Source organism: Pseudomonas sp. nanlin1, from assembly GCF_045571515.1.
Classification (GTDB): Bacteria; Pseudomonadota; Gammaproteobacteria; order Pseudomonadales; family Pseudomonadaceae; genus Aquipseudomonas.
Genome location: NZ_CP124218.1, coordinates 1,407,185 through 1,423,168 on the forward strand (window position 1 = coordinate 1,407,185; position 15,984 = coordinate 1,423,168).

A 15,984-nucleotide genomic window follows, 5' to 3' on the forward strand; every position below is an offset into this window, starting at 1 on the left:
CTCTCAATCCTCGTCAGAGACATGAGGGTCTATACGGAAGCCGTCGTAGGTGTAAAGCCCAAAACCTGCCGGTCCATTCTTCCATTCGGGCTCAGGCGTCTCGCCTAACTCAGCGTTACTCGCCAACCGCGCAGCGCCCACCAATACCACCAGTAGAAGGGCGACCCAGAATACGAAGTAGAGCAGCAGAGCGATTACGGTTAGCTTTACTGTCCAGAACAGGATCTTGAGGACCGCTGGACTCATACCCTTGCATACCAACTGATCAAACAACCGCCGCTCGCCCATGGCATAGGAACGCCAGGCGTTGCCAAGCCAGCGACCTAGCTTCTCCGGATTGCTGTTTTGAGGGTTCGTCTTCATGGCTGTCACCTATCTTGGGGGATATGTGTACGGTCCAGTTTGCCTTTTTCCCCGGGCATGGGTGCCAACAATGAGCTTCGGCCGACACATGATTTAGCTGGTTAGGCAATGCATACCAGCCGAGTATGATTAGATCTACACATGAAATTCAACTATGAGGCTATTTTTTCCCGATAAGTGTGCATTGGGATGACAGGTGATTAGATTGTGATTTACATTTAACATATGAGTAGAACTATACGACATCAACTAATCAAACGACTTCAGGCTGAGCTCCCACGTGGTGCGCCATTCGGTCTAGCTACGCTCGAATCGTTTGGCGTGTCACCACAGCTGGCTGCCCGTTATGTGGAGGGAGGCTGGCTCGTACGCCTCGCCCATGGCGTCTACGCATTCCCGAACGACGACTTTGATGTCAATGGCGCGCTGCGCTTCCTTCAAGGCCAAGTGGCTGGCCTGCACGTCGGAGGGAAAAGCGCGTTGGCGCTTCAGGGGGTCCGCCACAACCTGGCGTCGTGGGACATCCTCGTTCTTTGGGGCGATGCCCGTTTCGTCATACCTACCTGGTTCACCGAGCGTTTTCCGGCGCGTTATGTCGGGGCCAAGCTCTTCGACTGGCCAGACGATACTCTCGCCGGAAAGACCCTGCACACTCCCCCAGGACAGCCCCAGGGCCTGCAGGTAGCTGTGCCAGAACGAGCCGTTCTGGAGCTGCTCTATGACGCCGGCACGAGGCAAAGCCTTGAGGAGTGCCGCAACATTTTTGATGGCCTTCGATCACCGCGTAAGGATCTGCTTGGGCAGCTGCTGTCCTGCTGTACCAGTGTAAAAGCCGTGCGATTGTTTCTGACATGGGCACGAGAGTCAGGTGTCGTCGACGTCGACCTATTGCTTGAGCACAACCAGGTCAGAACCGGAAGTAGCAGGCGCTGGATGAGCCGGCTGGACGATGGCACCTTGCTGAGCCTAAACCCCCATGGATAAGCACTACGCTGACACTGTTCGGCTTCTGCTGGACGTTGCTCCTGCTGTATTCGCCAATGACATCTTCGCCATGAAGGGCGGCACCGCCATCAACCTGTTTGTACAGGATATGCCGCGCCTTTCCGTCGACATCGATGTGGTGTACCTGCCCTGGCAAGTTCCCCGTGATCAAGCACTTCAAGCAATCAACCAAGAGCTAGCTGCGATCGCAGAGCGTGTTGCACCCATGGGTGTGCAAACACGACTGATACACAGCAAAGATCTGGGCGACACGAAGCTGATTGCTGAGAATGACAGCACTCAGGTTAAGGTTGAGGTCAACGTGGTGTTTCGCGGATCCGTCCTTCCGATTACCCGACTGCCATTGAGTGCCAGGACGCGCGACCGTTTTGGAGTCGAGTTCGACGTCCCCACCCTAGCCCCGGATGAGCTTTATGCAGGGAAGTTGGTAGCCGCGATGGATCGTCAGCATCCGCGTGATCTGTTCGACGCGTGGCAGATGTATGAAACGGGCGGGATCACCGATGAAATGATCGAATGCTTCGTGGTCTATCTGGCTGGCCACAACCGCCCTACGCACGAAGTACTGTTCGGCAATGACAAAGACATCGCCGGGGAGTACGAGCGCGCCTTTCAGGGCATGACAGAGACGCCTTGCCCGCTGGGTATACTGCTGGAGACTCGTGCACGGCTGCGGCAAGAATTGCCCGCGCGCCTCTCTGAGGCTCACCGAGGTTTCCTGAGTGGATTGGCGAGGGGAGAGCCCGAGTGGTCATTGCTGCAGTGTGCGTACGTCGAACAGTTGCCAGCATTACGTTGGAAGCTCACCAACCTAAGGACGTTCAAGCAGCGTCGGCCTAGTGATTTCGCGGCCCAGGCCGATGCCCTGGATGCTGCGCTCGCTGCATCCAGGACCTGAGGTTAGTCCGGCTGAAAGACCACGCCAGATCAGCATGGCCGCAGCGGGTAAAGGCTTCTGGAGGCTAGGCATTGTGCTTGTCCGGCATCGCGACACGGGTACCTGTCGCGATGCCCCAGAATGATCAATGTGGGGGCTTGATCGCAGACAGTCGATCAGGCTGGCAAGGACATGTCATCCTCGTGCTCTGAAGGCGACTGCTTCGTGCGAGGATGGGTAATGTGCTCTAGCTCTTCGAAACTCATGTCTCGCAGACGATCCAGAAACGCGTGATATTCCTTGTCTCCGCCAGTCATGCGGGTCAACAGAGCGCACTGAAACATCAGTGAGTCAAGAAAGATGCGTTGATCTTTCAACCCCTTAAATTCTGCCACACCCCGTATGATGAGCTCGCAAGACTTACTTGCGGGCACGGAAATCAAGCTGCTGTCATTCGGAAGGTTCATGTCGGCCCCCTTGGCCTTTGGTTCGCCAGTTGCTCTCAAAATTTGACTCAGAACTTGTGCGTAGGTACTGCTTTAATCGCTACGTATGAAGACTGCATTTCTCTCAAGAAATAGCCAGGCCTTCGACTGGATGCTCTCCTTGGAACCAGCGCCAGGAACCTTTTCCCCCGGTCCTTTTGATTTGATACAGGGCCCGGTCCGCGCGCCGCAGCAGTTCGTGCTTATCAGCAGCTTGATCTGGATAGAGGCAGGCGCCGATGCTGACGCCGACGCTAAGTTTTAGGTTGTCCACCAGAAGCGGCGTATTCACCGACTCCAGTATGCGGCTGCAGACCATTTCGATATGAGACAGGTCACTTGGTGCAACAAGCAAGATACCGAACTCATCGCCACCTAGGCGGCATACCAAGTCTGTCTCTCGCACAGCCCCTTTCAGTCGCTCTGCGATGATCTGAAGCACGGTGTCACCTACCGCGTGTCCATAGGAATCATTGATGGGTTTGAAGTCATCAAGATCCAGCATGAGGAATGCAAGACGACGCTGCGGATCTTCGGAGACCTCTGCATGCCAACGCTCGCGAAGGCCACGCCGATTGGAAACACCAGTCAGATCGTCTCGATAGATCAGCTCCAAAAGCTGCCGCCGATTGAACTGCACACCAGAAAAGTCTTTGAAGATCGCTACCGCCAGCTTCTCGTCGTGAAGTATCAAACCCGAGTGCAACACCGTGCGGATTGACCCTCCGCTGGTCACGACATCAATCTCCATATCACCGGTCGCAACAGGATGTGCCGAGTGATGCAGTTCGATGTCTAGCCAGCGCTTGCGTACCATCTCGCGCTGCCGTTCATGAAGATAGAGGCTGTCCACGAATTGATCGACTGTACGGAATTGGCTGGCGTCGTGGCCGAATAGACGAACGAACTCCGCATTGCAGTACTGAATTTTTCCATCAGGAAAGCTGGCCCACGCGATGCCGAACGGAAGAGCGCTCAGCACTCGCAGCAAGGTGCTCGCCTTTGGTGGGGTGAGTAGTTCGTCCTCATGCTGAACCATCATGTCCTTGCTCCTTTCCTCCAAGCGCATCGAGGCATTGCTGCTGATGCTCCAGGCCTCGATGTGTGGCAAATCTGCATCGTGGTATCGCCCGTGGCCATCGGCCCGCTGCAGTCCAATGCATTGATCCGTGCCTATCCATTATGGGTTATTTTTAACTCATTGAAACAATGCTGACCAGGCCTCGGCAGCGTTGATGCCAGCATGGCTTTAGCTGCTTCCAGTCTTGGGAGGTCTGGTTGCGGCCAGCGTGCTTGAGCCGATAGGCCGGGTAAAGGCGCAAAAGGGGAGCGCCTACATCCGATTGATGCTCGCTAGTGATCGGCGGAAATGGTGTAACCCAAAGGCAGAAGGGTAGAAGGGCGGCGCTAAGGGAATGGTGCTCAAGGGAAATGGGGCTACCTGGAAAAGGAAAAAGGCCATCCCTGCCCTGCATCATCACTGGGAGTGGGCATGCTCAGATTGTTTCAACGAAAGGCCGCCGTTCTGCCACCTGTTGCGGCAGTGACCGAGAGTGCGCTAGGCAAAGGGCTGTTGCACCCCAAGTCGGCTGCGGAACTACTGGCCACACCTCGACGCCAGAAGCTTCTGGAACATATCTGGCAGCGTACCTCTCTATCCCGCAAGCAGTTTCACTCGCTCTATCGAGTCCCGCTTGAGCGCTATGCGGATCTTGTGCAGCAATTCCCAGCGTCTGAAAGCCATCACCACGCGTACCTAGGAGGCATGCTGGATCATGGCCTTGAAATTGTCGCGTTCGCGTTGAAGTTGCGACAGTCGCACCTGCTCCCCGCAGGAGCTTCGCCTGAGGACCAAGCGGCGCAAGCGGAGGCTTGGACTGCAGCTGTTGCTTATGCCGCACTGCTACACGACATCGGCAAGATCGCTGTCGATCTGCATGTAGAGCAGGGGGGGAGGATCTGGCACCCCTGGCATGGACCACTGAACCAGTCTTATCGTTTTCGCCATCGCGAGGGTCGCGAATATCGCTTGCATGGGGCTGCGACTGGATTGCTCTACACCCGGATACTCGATAGCGCCGCGCTTGACTGGCTCAGCGGCTATCCAGCCCTATGGTCCCAGTTGCTTTACGTGCTGTCTGGCCAATATGAGCATGCTGACATGCTTGGCGAATTGGTGGTCCAGGCCGATCGCGCCTCGGTTGCGCAGGAGCTTGGTGGAGATCCGGCGAAGGTGATGGCCGCACCAAAGCACGCATTGCAACGCAAGCTGCTTGAGGGGCTGCGCTACCTGCTAAAAGAGCAGCTGAAGCTGAACCAGCCAGAGGCATCAGATGGCTGGCTCACGGAGGATGCGCTATGGCTGGTGAGCAAGACTGTTTCGGACAAGTTGCGTGCCCACCTGTTATCGCAAGGCATAGACGGCATCCCAGCGAGCAATTCGGCTGTGTTCAACGTTCTTCAAGAGCACAGCATGCTCCAGCCCGCACCGGACGGCAAAGCGATCTGGCGTGCAACGGTGACCAGCTCAAGCGGCTGGTCACATGCCTTTACGTTACTGCGGCTCTCGCCGGCCCTGATCTGGGAGGCTGGTGAGCGGCCGGCCGCCTACGCGGGGACGGTGCTTGTTGAAGCAGCCCAAGGTGCTGAGACAACCGGCGAGAGTGCGCCAGACTTGCTTGACTCGGCCATGCAGGACACCGCCGATGATCGAGCCAATCCGCCGTTGGAATCGAAGCCTTCGTTGAGCACACAACCCGTAGCGAAAAACGCGCCGGACATGATGGATGAACTGCTGGCAATGATTGGGGCACCAGATCCGCCGAAGGCCGATGACCAAGGAAGTTCATCGTCTCAGCCAATGCCTGAAGCTCCCGGAAAGCCACACCAGGTGAGCGAGTCCGTCCCAGCGAAAAAAAATCCAATGTCGACCAGTACCCAACCATCCAGGGACGAGTCGAATGGCACCTCAACTCATATGTCAGCTGATCATTTTGTGACATGGCTGCAGCAGGCGATTGCATCGCGCCGACTCGTCATCAACGACGCTAAGGCGCTGGTGCATATCGTGGCGGATGCCGTCTATCTGGTAAGCCCAGGTGTGTTTCAGCGCTATGCGCAAGAACATCCTCAAATCGCTGACTATGCCAAGCGTGAGGAGATGGCAGATTGGCAGTGGGCGCAAAAGAGATTTGAGAAATTGCATCTACACCGTAAGCAAGCCAATGGCCTGAACATCTGGACGTGCGAAGTAACCGGACCTCGCAAATCGCGCCGGCTTCACGGCTACCTGCTTGAGCGTTGGCAGGGTGTATTTGGCGAACTTCCGCCAAACAACCCTTACCTAAAACTTCGGGAAGTTCCCTCAGACGCCACGATAGAAGCGGATGATCATCCGCGCGCAACGCATAACTGAGTCAGATAAGGGCAGGCCTCAAAAATATTTGAAAATTTGATCGGTGCATGCCCAAAAATAAGATACATGTAATTAATACCTCTGAAAGATTGGCTCGGAGCACGCAGTGTAAATAACTCGACATTCCCCGTTGTTCTCTGATGAGCAAATGTCTCTGACCTCGCGCTGAATATCCTCAGCTGAAGCTCCCGTTCTGAAATGCAAGCTTCCTGCTGAAGAACGTCCATCTTTATAAGGCTCTGCAACTGCAGCACACTGGTTTTCATATGTCGCCCAATCTTTACAGTTCTTTCCTCCCGCCTTGATGCACCCAGCTATCGCATCTCGCTGAGCTTCGCGCTTAGAAAGTTTCCCTACTGAAACGCCTAAAGCTCCCACATCAGATTTATCAAGCGACACAGCCCCCCAAGTTTTGATCCATTTTCCTAGCGGCCGAGGTGCTGGTGCAGTCTCTTGAGAGCTTCCTTGGGGAATAGGCGCACATGCGATAGCTCCCTGCCCACCAATTTGATACTGCCCTGGCGGACAGCCTTGAGCCCAAGCAATTACAGGAAGATATAAAATTGGAAAAGCCAAAAGAACACAAAGCCTCATAGATGCATTACCCAAATATAAATTAATTCATCTGAAGTACATCGGTTTCATTAACACACAAACGTCAGTCTCGTCCATATCTGCAGTAACGCTACTGATAAAGTGATGGTGGTTACCCAATCTGATGAGCTTGAAGCCGAAAACGGCGAACACGCGGCTACCCTGTTTCATTACGACTGACGTGATAGCGCTCTATTAAATGATCTTTACAGCGCCCGCATCGGCGACTGCTGAGCGATGTCCGGCTGGGACCGCTGAGCATCCAAGGCCTGTGACTGGCGGATGCTTTCCTGCAGTGGAGGCACGGTCTCGGACAGATCCACCTTGACCCGGAAGCCCGGTGTCTGGCCAACGATCCAAACCGCGTCCTGATGCGAGGTCACGCTTTGCAACTGATCGACACGCAGGATACCCACGCGTTTGGCCTCGACAGTGGCGTGCATCGCTTCGGCTGGAGAGGTGCCGGCGGGGAGTTTGCTGTGGATGGCTTGGTAAAGCGGATCGTCGGGAACCGATGCAGATGCAGGCTCGTCGAACCGACCACGCGGTGCTGCCGGAGCACCCACTTCGCCGCCAGATGGACCCAAAGGTATCTTCCAGCCTGGCGGGACATATGTCGGCGCATACTCGCTCTGCATACGCTCCTGTACCTCCTCCCAGCGTGCCGCTGCCATGTCCGCGCGCCCTGCGCCGGGTGCGAGCGTGCCGCGCAACTGATCGATGCCATCGGCCAAGGTCATTGCCTGCATGCTGCGTGTACCGAGCGTGGCACCGAGGCGCATCGACGCTACGTCGTCGCGGTACTTGTCGATCATCGGCGAATACTGTTGCGCCAACTGCTGCGCTTTAGGGTTTTCCAGCACCGAGCTATCCGGCTTACCGCTGCCGTCCACTGGCAGGAAATTGTGGATGCGGTGCGAATCGCCCAGTGGGATAGCCACAAACGGATTGCGCGCATCGAGAACACTGGTTGTATTGGCGTAACCAGCCTGTTCCAGAGTGGCAATCTCCTGTGGTGTGGCATACACCTTGACCTGGCCGTAGTGCTTGCTGGCAGCGCTGACGGCATCGCCAGCCATCACGTGGTTGATCACGTCGGTGCCGCCCTCTGGGATGCGCCGATCCAGGCTCACCGAGCCGTAAGCGTTGAAGGTCTCGCCCCTGAGCCCGAAGTGGTGGGCGGTGACCTGGGCCAGGTTGCCACCCAGGGAATGGCCGGTGACAAAGACGTCGGGTTTGTGCCCGTCACGCTTGCCTAGTCGCTCAGCTGTCTCCAGTGCATGGCGGGTCAATTCAATTGCATCGTCTGACTGGTTGTTGTGACGTGCTGCAACCATTCCGCCATCCGCGGACACACCATCCTGCTGGAGTTGCCGCTCAAACTCGGTGCCGCGATGGGCGACAACAAGTTCGCCTGTGTCGACCCTCCTGTAGATCATGCCCTGATAGCCAGAAGGCCTATCAACGTATTCGAGCCGCTTGTATGGAGCACCGCCGATATCTACCGTTCGACTATTCTCACCGGTTTCGCGTGGCTCGTCATAAACATCGCTCGCCAAAGCAGCATATTGTTGCGCAGTCAGAGTCATGGCGTTTCCTTGGTGGAAAGCAGGGTCACTTTGAACAACTGGTTGCGCAAACTTTCTTTGAACTGAGTGGGGTCCGAATGGCCAGAGTCGGGATAGTTATCCATTTCATCTTTCGGATATCCACCAGACCAGAAATATGTCACCCCCGGCTCGCCACTAAGCAATTTATCTTTATAAATCCCTGGCTGAAATCGTGTTTCTTCATGCTTACCGGTAGCTCTTAACGAAACATCTGCGCTAGTTAGCTCCCATCGGCAGACGCCCTTGCCGTAGTAGTCCGAATCCACCATTCCATCTGCGTAGATCGTCGCCACATATGTAGATTCGTTGATTTTCTTAAAATGGATGGGTATTCCATCCTCTTTAGATTTGCTCCAGACACCTGCAATAGGCTCGATTGGCGTGCATTGCTTGTGGTTGGTCATTTCATAGAACGCAGTTCCTGATATCCACTCAAACGGTCCCGGCGCATCCTCGATGGTCATCGTGATCCGGTACGCCTGTGTCGGATGCGGGTTCTTGCGGTAGACCGGATCGCCGTCGGTGGTGGTCGAATCGGTGTCGTGTCTTTCAGAGGCAGTATTCATGGGGTTGCATCCTGCTAAGAGCACTAGAAAAAACCAGCCGACAATCTTGACCCTCAGATACCCGTTCATGCAGCCATCGTGCGTTGTGCGGCACGCTGCGCCGCCGTGACTGAGTCGGTCAGTCGTCGACAGGCGCGGTTGATGTTGATGCCATGTATCAGCAAGGCAATGATCATAAGAGCGAACACCACCCCGAACTCTGGGATTTGTCTGATTATCTCCATCACTGCGGGGACACACGCCGCTCCCACTGCTAGCAGAAACATCAAACCCGTCATTGCAGTTGTACTAACTATGCCCCGACGCAGCTGCTTCAATTCACAGGTATTTTTCCCGTCTGCTTGCAGCTTTTTCCATACTTTCAGAGCACCTGCAATGAGACTCAGCAGCATCGACACTACAGCGAAGTGCAATACAGCACAGATAGTGGCCACATACTGTGCAAGGTCCAGCAGGACCGTGAACGAAGTTCGATAGGCAAGAACAACCAAGCTTGCGGTCAGTAAGGTTGACATCAGCAGGATAGTCAACATGCGCCGAACGCCCTTGGGTGACCGGTACCAATGTGCGGTGTGGGGCGAGAACACGCTATCCATTACATCGCTCCTACGAGCTCTATTGAACTAACGGCGAACGTGGTCAGGGGTACGGGACCAGCTTTAAGAGATGCCTGTTGGAAACGCTTTTGGGCAAGCGCGTGCAGACATCTGTGCTGAGACGGGGTTGAAGCATGTGGGATAGGTCACAACGTAAGTGCCTGTCGCAGGGTTTACCGGCAGCCAGCAGTCCGTTGGAACGCCAACTGTGCGAAAGGTAAATGGGTCGTTGTTATATTAGGGAAGGAATTCATCGAAACCGCCGTTCTGTGCCGGTAACTGGATAGCTGTGGCATACAACATGAAAGCTGCAAATAGACTAAGCTTTTTCATGGGGCATCCCTAAGTAAGCAATTATTTTCGGCTTGTGAAGCGGATCAGTATTTTTGAAAATAAGGCTCAGAGCATGCCTGATATATCACTCTGCAGTCTAAACCTTTGTTGTGTTTATTGCAGTTTGCAAGAGCGTCACTACTCGCGACATCAACCGTTGGGCCACCAGTGTACGAAAGTATTCCTGGCACAGCACTTTCGTTCTTATGTGGCTCTGCTATCGCAGTACACTGATTCTTGTATACGAAATCAACTTGGCACTCTTTTCCGCTCACGGATTTGCATTTTGACAACGCTTCTTCTTGAGCATCTGACTTTGTCAACTTGCCCTTTGCCACGCCCAAGTTATCCCCCCCGTCACTAGCTATAGCCCCCCAGGTTTTTATCCACTTACCGCTCGCACGAGGCTCTTGCTGGATAGAGTTTTCTTGCGGAATTGGCGCACATGCAGCCACCCCTTGTCCACCGATGGGATACTGCCCAGGCGGGCAGCCCTGCTCAGCTTGGGCATTAGTGCCCATGCCTATAAAAACCAAAAAAACCAACAGGACCGTATTTTTCATTTCCATTACCTTGTACGGTTTTCTAAGAGGTCGAGCTAGCTAACTAAGCTTGATCCCGTGAATTTTGTCCAGCCAAGCCTCGTGAGCCTTTAGCAACTGTTTCACTGGAGTCTGCGCCAGCTATAGTCCTGGTAGCCGTTCCAACACCTTTCTGAACGTTAGCCTCTGATCTGTCCTCACTAGCTGCTGTGCGCTGCGGCACATAAGACCCAGCTGGTTGCCCCTGCGGCCCAGGACTCGCCGCGCCGCCACGATCAAATGCTGAATACGCCATGAACGTACCCATATTACCCTGCCAAATTGCGGCCGCCAACGTTGGAACGCTTATGATCAACAAGGTCATGACCAGTCCGATACCGCCCTGTTGTAGGGCTTGGCTAGACAGTCCTTCAGCATTGCCCAATGTGATGAGTTGGGCAGCCCAGTAGGCCGCAGCTACTTTTGCTGTGAATTTCAGCACCATCGCCGTGACCACCGACAGCATTGCCATCGAGAACAGCGTGCCGATCACGTAGAACAACCACTTCTTGAACAGGTCTTTGGTCTGGTCGAAGATCAGTGCCAAGATGAAGATTGGCCCGATCCCGATCAGGAACGCCATAGTGAACTTGAACAACAGCAGCATCGCTCCAGCCGCCATCGGCGGACTGGCGGTGCCGAAGCCCGCCATCAATACAGCGCGGCCTTTCTTCTCTATTGCCTCCGGATCGGTTGGGTCGACGCGCACCGCATCCAGCGCGGTCAGCGCCACCTGCGTGTAGGCAAGATTTTCGTCAATAGCATCGGAGGCGGTGCTGTCTTCATCACCCGTAAAAAGACCATGGATCTCTTTGTCCAGGTTTTGGGTCATGGTCTGGTGCAGCATTGCCCCGTTGACCCCGACAGCTGAAGCAAGGCTGATGATGATCGCGACCTTGCCGGCCTTGATCATGGTCGCCATTGCACTTTCACGCGACTGCCCGGTTGCGATGCGATAGCCCAGAATCAGTACCCACAGAGTGGTCACTGTCAAAGCGATCGTACTGACCCACCTCATAGCGCGGCTCATCAACTCCAAGCCGAACTCTTGAATCTCGTTGCTGAAGTAGTCGTTGACCAGTTTGAAGAAAACGAACTCACCGAGGCCGATATCCGCCAAAGGCTGCAACCAGTTCATCGCTCCGTGGAGAATTGCGTCCATTACCTTCTGCCTGTCTGTCGTGGTGTAGCGATCAATTGGATAACGCGGCTTTCAGCGTTGCGGCCTGCACGAGCTGTCCCAGCGGTTTGAGCCAGCTATTTTGGTCGCCATCCAAAGCTTTTCTGGCCAATCGCGACTGATCTTCCTTGAGCCCGACGATATAGCTGTCATATGCCGTCATCTGGGCCTGCCAGTAGTCCAGGTCCATGGCGTTTTGTGCTACGAAACGCTGAACTTCGTTATCGTTGGCAGCAAGCGCCCCTTGGCTGGTGCCACCTCGGTCGCGTTGCGCCTCAATCGCTTTAAACTGGTTGTTGCGTTCTATAAGGCGCTTGAGCATGCGTACCGACTCGTTGTACTTGGCATTTTTTGCCAGCACCATGCGTGTGCAGACCTTCATTTGCTCCTCCACCATATTTCCTTTCATGTTGGGGGCGAGAGACTTGAATTGCTGGAGCACCCCTGCGAGGCCAGTCTTTGGGGCACCCGGACAGTCGTCTTCCAGGCCATAGTCTTCTGGACGTTCGGCAAAGTTGTCAGCCATGGTGGATGTCCCTAGGTTCAACCGCTGAAGCTTGATGAGCTGCTGCTGATAGTGATCCAACTGCTGCTGATACTGCTTGAGCGTCTCGGTCCATCGCTTAGCCTGCTCTGCGTACTCCTGTAAGGCCTTCGCCATCGACGTTGGGTCATTGACAATCACTCCCACTGCATTCGCGGGCCCAACACTAAGACCGGCCGCAAGCAACAAGCCTACGGCGAGACGTGAAAATGAAAGGCGTGAGCGGCGTGAGCGGTCATTCATGGCGGGACTCGTCGGTCTTGTTGGGTGCAGATGGATGGCGGGGATAGCAAAACGAGGGATATAGAGGGCACAGCCCGGAAGGCGATAGGCAGCCCAGGCAGGTGGTGGGGAGTCAAGCGCGTAACGCAATCATGAAGCGAGAGAATTTTTGTTCAGACACAGGCACAGCGACGAGAAAGACGCCGCCGGGGGTGCGGAGATGAGCGCCTGCTAGGGCCATTATCCTTATGTGCTATTGAGGCAGGTTGGGTCGAACTCTGGCATAGGTCAAGGCAGATTGCCACTACCTGCTCTCCTCAAGACCGTCCTCTCATCGTCTAGCGGCCGCCACCTCAAGGGACAAGGTTGCCTGGGTAGGAAAAATCTGACATTCGGGAACGGCAATTCCCCACCCTCTGCAATGGCGTGCCCGGTCGAGTCCGCACGATATTTGTCAACCGAGGAAAGCTCTGGATCGCGTACCGTCGCAGCTGCCTGGACCGCAGGCGAGCACTCCCTCTTCGAGGGGAAAGGACATGTGATGCGTAACTTCCAACGTACTGCAAAAGTGGCTGTGGGACTGCTAGGACTGGCACTGTCATACAGTGCGGCGGCATGCTGTCCGGATGTCGGTCATAGCCCCGCTGCAGCAACAACAGGGCTGGGGGCCAGTCGTCCCTCTGCTACTGATCTCTCGGCTGTCAGCACCTTGCACGTGTATACGTTCGAGCGAGATGGGATCCGCTACCTGCAAGTCAATGGCCCTAGTGGCGATGTCCGAACTGCAATCGGGTGGATCGACGGTACCCGTTGGGTCATGCCGGTTGGTATCGATGCAGACCGCACCACGATCCTGGCGGCGGGTTCACGCCCGAGCGGTACAGTCGTATATGAAGGAGACGGTATGACGGTGCTGCTACAGACACTCCCGCGTGGTAACAGCTGGCTCATCGTACCTAAAAATTGATCGTGTCCCTGTTGGTTCGGAAACAAAGAAGCTGATCTTGCCCGTATGGTGGCGCCGGCAGGTGCCACCATACGAGCGCACCCTGCTGGACAACTCTGCTGTGTTCTCAAGAGCGGTCCGACTGGCAGGCTTGCTCTCTGGCTTATCCCCGTAAATAGATACAGCAATGCCCTGGAGCCCGCGCAGTTTTCCGACCCTGGCCTTGATGGTATGACGCCTTGCTGGAGGCAGACAGGCAATCGCCTGCTGGGTGCATCTGTAGACGGCAAGCTGCAGCCCAACAGACAATTGCATGGGATTGCCGCGAAGCATGACTGGGTGAATTTCTGTGTGACTGGAACTGGCGAAGCCTGGCGAACGGAAAACGTGATAGAGCCCATGCGTCTCGATCTCCAGCGGGTACAAAGCATTGATGTACTCGTGCAGCATCTTCGATTGGATAGAGCCCGTACGAATCATCCGCATGGCGGCTTCATGTTGTCCGCGTGACTTGAGATGACTTTCGATGTCGCGGCGTAGTCGGTTCATCTGTACCTCGATGTCGACGTACTCGATCACGTGCTCGCGCAATTCCCGCTCAGCCCATAGGTAGCTCAGTTTTGCCGTATCCAATGCCTGTTGCTCGCCTCGCAGACGCAGGCGCACTTCGGCAAGGGTGCTGGAGATACGCGCGCCCAGCACGAATAGTCCCGTAGCCGTTGTTGCGAGCATCACCTGCACAACAAAGCCTATTGAGTCATAGGCCCCCAGCACACCCGTATTTCGCAGTGAAAATGCCAGAGCGGTATTCGCCAGCACAACGCCGATGGCCGCGCCCCGCCAGCCATGCAGCCAGGTGAGTAGAACGGCAGGAACGATCAGCAACGACATTAAGCCCAACCGTGCAACATTGCTTTGCGGCAGTGTTGCTAATGCAAAGATCAATGCAGTCGCCAGAACCGCCAGTGCGCAATGAGGCGTCAGGCGGCTGGGCGTCTCTTCGTCGTGGCGGCGCACCCATAGAAGCACCGGCAGGACCACCATCAACATTCCGAGGTAGTCACCTACAGCGAAACGGGCGAACTTGACGCCGCTGATTGCCGACGAAGGTCCATCGAGCATGATGTTGGTCCCCAGAGTGCAGAGCGCGCCCCAGACTGCCGTGACCAGAAGCATCGGGATCAGTGACGCTCCTGCGCGATGTACTGCCCCATACCTTGCCCGAATAGCAATAGGGACCAGAGCAATGGCCGGGACCAGGATCCAGGGGCTTGCGTAGGCCCAGGTAGGATTGACACCGACACTGCTGATCGCGGGAACCCGAATCATGAGCAACGCCGCGACATCGCCCATCAGTATCCAAGGTAGCAAGCGAGAAGGGGCGAGCAGCAACGCTGCGATCCGAAGGCCAGCTGGCAGGTACCACTGATCCAGTGAGCAGTGCCAAGACAGTTGAAACGCCAAGCAGTAGGCCGTAGCGGTTAACAGGCCCTGCGTCACACTTTTCAGCCCTTCCATGGGAATACCTTGAGTTTTGACGACGCCAGAGCATACCTGAGCGGGAGCCGTAACGGTGTGGGTGACCAAGACCGGTACATGCCCCTACAGCCCAGTGAAACGGGTACGCCACAGATGCGCGTCAGGTATGTAGAGAGCCTGCTGCAAAAACATGGACGTCCTTGCCCCCTCGGCTTGGTCAGATGGACAGAGGCCGTGGCGGGGAGCGTGGAGTTGGCGGGAGCCCTGGAATGCAATTCGGCTTGGTCACGCGATGAGCAGTGTTCTTCGGTGACGAGGACGGCACCCTGTCACGCTGCGAAAGAGCGCTGCCGCCAGGCACGGCGTCCCAGCCAAAGTAAAAGCGTGCCATCATCACCACATCTAAGCGAGCACGTCATTTCAAACACTACCAGGGAGGTACTTGTCATGAAGCCACGCACCACTGCCGCCACTTTCGCACTGGCTGCGGCTTTAGGCCTTGGCCTGAGCGCCCCAGCTCGCGCCCAGGCGCCTGATCCTTGCTCGGTCTTTCTTTGCATGTCCAGCATGACCGGCTTCGGCACTCCGTCTCCTGAATGTGCGGCGCCGATCGCAACCTTCCACGCCATCCAGGTATGGAGCCCGGCCTTTAACCCACCGGCCACGGCGGCGGCACGCCGGGTATATCTGACAACATGTCCAGGCGCGACTGCACCGAATCAAGCCATCTTGGAAGCCATCATCGCGAAGTGGGGCTATAGGCCTTGACGGGCATCGCCCGCTGACTCAGAAACATACTTCTGAGACTTTGCGGGAATACCACCACGCTCCTGTTCGCGATGTGGATCGCGCATTGCCTTTCTGTGCGATTGGGTTCCTACGCATCGGCCAGTGCGAAGTGAACCCGCAACCTTTGTATGTTCGCCCGCAGGAAAGTGAACTCTGCAGCCAACTTTGGGGTTGCTGATACACCGCCTCCCAAGGTGGAAATCGTTGGGAAGCAATCACTATGGTGCGCCGGCCCGTGCGATCCAGCGCAGTGCGTTGAACATCGCGCGTAGCGCTTACTTACGCTGTGGCGCCTGCACATCCATTCGTGTCAAATACGGCGCAGCAAAGGCCCGTTCCTCTTCGGAAATGTCGGTTGGATGAGGCTTACGAGGCTTCATCCGTATACGTTAGTGTAAC

At 55.7% G+C, this 15,984-nt stretch carries 14 protein-coding genes and 1 pseudogene; 3 read left to right on the top strand and 12 right to left on the bottom strand.

What is annotated here, in order from left to right:
• Nucleotides 1-3 precede the first annotated feature (3 nt).
• Nucleotides 4-363 (bottom strand): DUF3742 family protein, encoded by a 360-nt coding sequence (locus QCL65_RS06560; RefSeq protein ID WP_407315452.1) that lies wholly within the window; start codon nucleotides 361-363, stop codon nucleotides 4-6.
• 225 nt (nucleotides 364-588) lie between these two features.
• On the opposite strand from QCL65_RS06560, the gene QCL65_RS06565 reads away from it, so the two are divergent.
• A complete protein-coding gene (locus tag QCL65_RS06565) occupies nucleotides 589-1,347 on the top strand; it encodes a type IV toxin-antitoxin system AbiEi family antitoxin domain-containing protein (protein ID WP_122396403.1) in 759 nt (252 codons plus the stop codon).
• Entirely contained in the window at nucleotides 1,340-2,266 is a 927-nt protein-coding gene (locus QCL65_RS06570) for a nucleotidyl transferase AbiEii/AbiGii toxin family protein (protein WP_407315453.1), read from the top strand. Before QCL65_RS06565 ends, QCL65_RS06570 begins: the two co-directional genes overlap by 8 nt.
• Nucleotides 2,267-2,421: 155 nt before the next feature.
• On the opposite strand, the gene QCL65_RS06575 is transcribed toward QCL65_RS06570, so the two are convergent.
• A complete protein-coding gene (locus QCL65_RS06575) occupies nucleotides 2,422-2,712 on the bottom strand; it encodes a hypothetical protein (RefSeq protein WP_019237341.1) in 291 nt (96 codons plus the stop codon).
• A 103-nt stretch (nucleotides 2,713-2,815) separates the two neighbouring features.
• Nucleotides 2,816-3,772 (bottom strand): diguanylate cyclase domain-containing protein, encoded by a 957-nt coding sequence (locus QCL65_RS06580; RefSeq protein ID WP_407315454.1) that lies wholly within the window; start codon nucleotides 3,770-3,772, stop codon nucleotides 2,816-2,818.
• Between the two features lie 450 nt (nucleotides 3,773-4,222).
• On the opposite strand from QCL65_RS06580, the gene mobH reads away from it, so the two are divergent.
• The gene (mobH, locus tag QCL65_RS06585) at nucleotides 4,223-6,145 is read left to right on the top strand and encodes a MobH family relaxase (protein ID WP_407315455.1); all 1,923 of its coding nucleotides are present in this window, start codon (nucleotides 4,223-4,225) and stop codon (nucleotides 6,143-6,145) included.
• A 72-nt stretch (nucleotides 6,146-6,217) separates the two neighbouring features.
• On the opposite strand, the gene QCL65_RS06590 is transcribed toward mobH, so the two are convergent.
• The 9 genes and pseudogenes from QCL65_RS06590 to QCL65_RS06630 form a co-directional block, all read right to left on the bottom strand.
• Complete coding sequence (locus tag QCL65_RS06590) at nucleotides 6,218-6,739, bottom strand: DUF4189 domain-containing protein (protein WP_407316711.1); 522 nt, start codon at nucleotides 6,737-6,739, stop codon at nucleotides 6,218-6,220.
• 206 nt (nucleotides 6,740-6,945) lie between these two features.
• Nucleotides 6,946-8,328 carry a hypothetical protein gene (locus QCL65_RS06595; RefSeq protein WP_407315456.1) on the bottom strand — a complete coding sequence of 461 codons (1,383 nt, stop codon included), beginning with the start codon at nucleotides 8,326-8,328 and terminating at the stop codon, nucleotides 6,946-6,948.
• Entirely contained in the window at nucleotides 8,325-8,915 is a 591-nt protein-coding gene (locus QCL65_RS06600) for a hypothetical protein (RefSeq protein WP_274339151.1), read from the bottom strand. The genes QCL65_RS06595 and QCL65_RS06600 overlap by 4 nt, the downstream gene beginning before the upstream one ends.
• 65 nt (nucleotides 8,916-8,980) lie before the next feature.
• Nucleotides 8,981-9,511: a hypothetical protein gene (locus QCL65_RS06605; RefSeq protein WP_407315457.1), complete on the bottom strand. Its 531-nt coding sequence runs from the start codon at nucleotides 9,509-9,511 to the stop codon at nucleotides 8,981-8,983.
• 377 nt (nucleotides 9,512-9,888) lie between these two features.
• A complete protein-coding gene (locus QCL65_RS06610; protein ID WP_407315458.1) occupies nucleotides 9,889-10,407 on the bottom strand; it encodes a DUF4189 domain-containing protein in 519 nt (172 codons plus the stop codon).
• A gap of 43 nt (nucleotides 10,408-10,450) precedes the next feature.
• The gene (locus tag QCL65_RS06615; RefSeq protein WP_104534797.1) at nucleotides 10,451-11,587 is read right to left on the bottom strand and encodes a type IV secretion system protein; all 1,137 of its coding nucleotides are present in this window, start codon (nucleotides 11,585-11,587) and stop codon (nucleotides 10,451-10,453) included.
• 31 nt (nucleotides 11,588-11,618) lie between these two features.
• Nucleotides 11,619-12,392 (bottom strand): hypothetical protein, encoded by a 774-nt coding sequence (locus QCL65_RS06620; RefSeq protein ID WP_407315459.1) that lies wholly within the window; start codon nucleotides 12,390-12,392, stop codon nucleotides 11,619-11,621.
• Between the two features lie 895 nt (nucleotides 12,393-13,287).
• Nucleotides 13,288-14,835 (bottom strand): MASE1 domain-containing protein, encoded by a 1,548-nt coding sequence (locus tag QCL65_RS06625; RefSeq protein ID WP_407315460.1) that lies wholly within the window; start codon nucleotides 14,833-14,835, stop codon nucleotides 13,288-13,290.
• Nucleotides 14,836-15,744: 909 nt separating this feature from the next.
• Nucleotides 15,745-15,965: pseudogene (locus tag QCL65_RS06630) on the bottom strand (transposase); the annotation flags it as partial.
• Between the last annotated feature and the right edge of the window lie 19 nt (nucleotides 15,966-15,984).

What these genes read in the sequence shown, in the direction of transcription:
- QCL65_RS06575 (WP_019237341.1), bottom strand. Translation starts at nt 2,712, where the DNA reads ATGAACCTTCCGAATGACAGCAGCTTGATTTCCGTGCCCGCAAGTAAG.
- QCL65_RS06625 (WP_407315460.1), bottom strand. Translation starts at nt 14,835, where the DNA reads ATGGAAGGGCTGAAAAGTGTGACGCAGGGCCTGTTAACCGCTACGGCC.
- QCL65_RS06620 (WP_407315459.1), bottom strand. Translation starts at nt 12,392, where the DNA reads ATGAATGACCGCTCACGCCGCTCACGCCTTTCATTTTCACGTCTCGCC.
- QCL65_RS06605 (WP_407315457.1), bottom strand. Translation starts at nt 9,511, where the DNA reads ATGGATAGCGTGTTCTCGCCCCACACCGCACATTGGTACCGGTCACCC.
- QCL65_RS06560 (WP_407315452.1), bottom strand. Translation starts at nt 363, where the DNA reads ATGAAGACGAACCCTCAAAACAGCAATCCGGAGAAGCTAGGTCGCTGG.
- QCL65_RS06565 (WP_122396403.1), top strand. Translation starts at nt 589, where the DNA reads ATGAGTAGAACTATACGACATCAACTAATCAAACGACTTCAGGCTGAG.
- mobH (WP_407315455.1), top strand. Translation starts at nt 4,223, where the DNA reads ATGCTCAGATTGTTTCAACGAAAGGCCGCCGTTCTGCCACCTGTTGCG.
- QCL65_RS06590 (WP_407316711.1), bottom strand. Translation starts at nt 6,739, where the DNA reads ATGAGGCTTTGTGTTCTTTTGGCTTTTCCAATTTTATATCTTCCTGTA.
- QCL65_RS06610 (WP_407315458.1), bottom strand. Translation starts at nt 10,407, where the DNA reads ATGAAAAATACGGTCCTGTTGGTTTTTTTGGTTTTTATAGGCATGGGC.
- QCL65_RS06570 (WP_407315453.1), top strand. Translation starts at nt 1,340, where the DNA reads ATGGATAAGCACTACGCTGACACTGTTCGGCTTCTGCTGGACGTTGCT.
- QCL65_RS06600 (WP_274339151.1), bottom strand. Translation starts at nt 8,915, where the DNA reads ATGAATACTGCCTCTGAAAGACACGACACCGATTCGACCACCACCGAC.
- QCL65_RS06595 (WP_407315456.1), bottom strand. Translation starts at nt 8,328, where the DNA reads ATGACTCTGACTGCGCAACAATATGCTGCTTTGGCGAGCGATGTTTAT.
- QCL65_RS06615 (WP_104534797.1), bottom strand. Translation starts at nt 11,587, where the DNA reads ATGGACGCAATTCTCCACGGAGCGATGAACTGGTTGCAGCCTTTGGCG.
- QCL65_RS06580 (WP_407315454.1), bottom strand. Translation starts at nt 3,772, where the DNA reads ATGATGGTTCAGCATGAGGACGAACTACTCACCCCACCAAAGGCGAGC.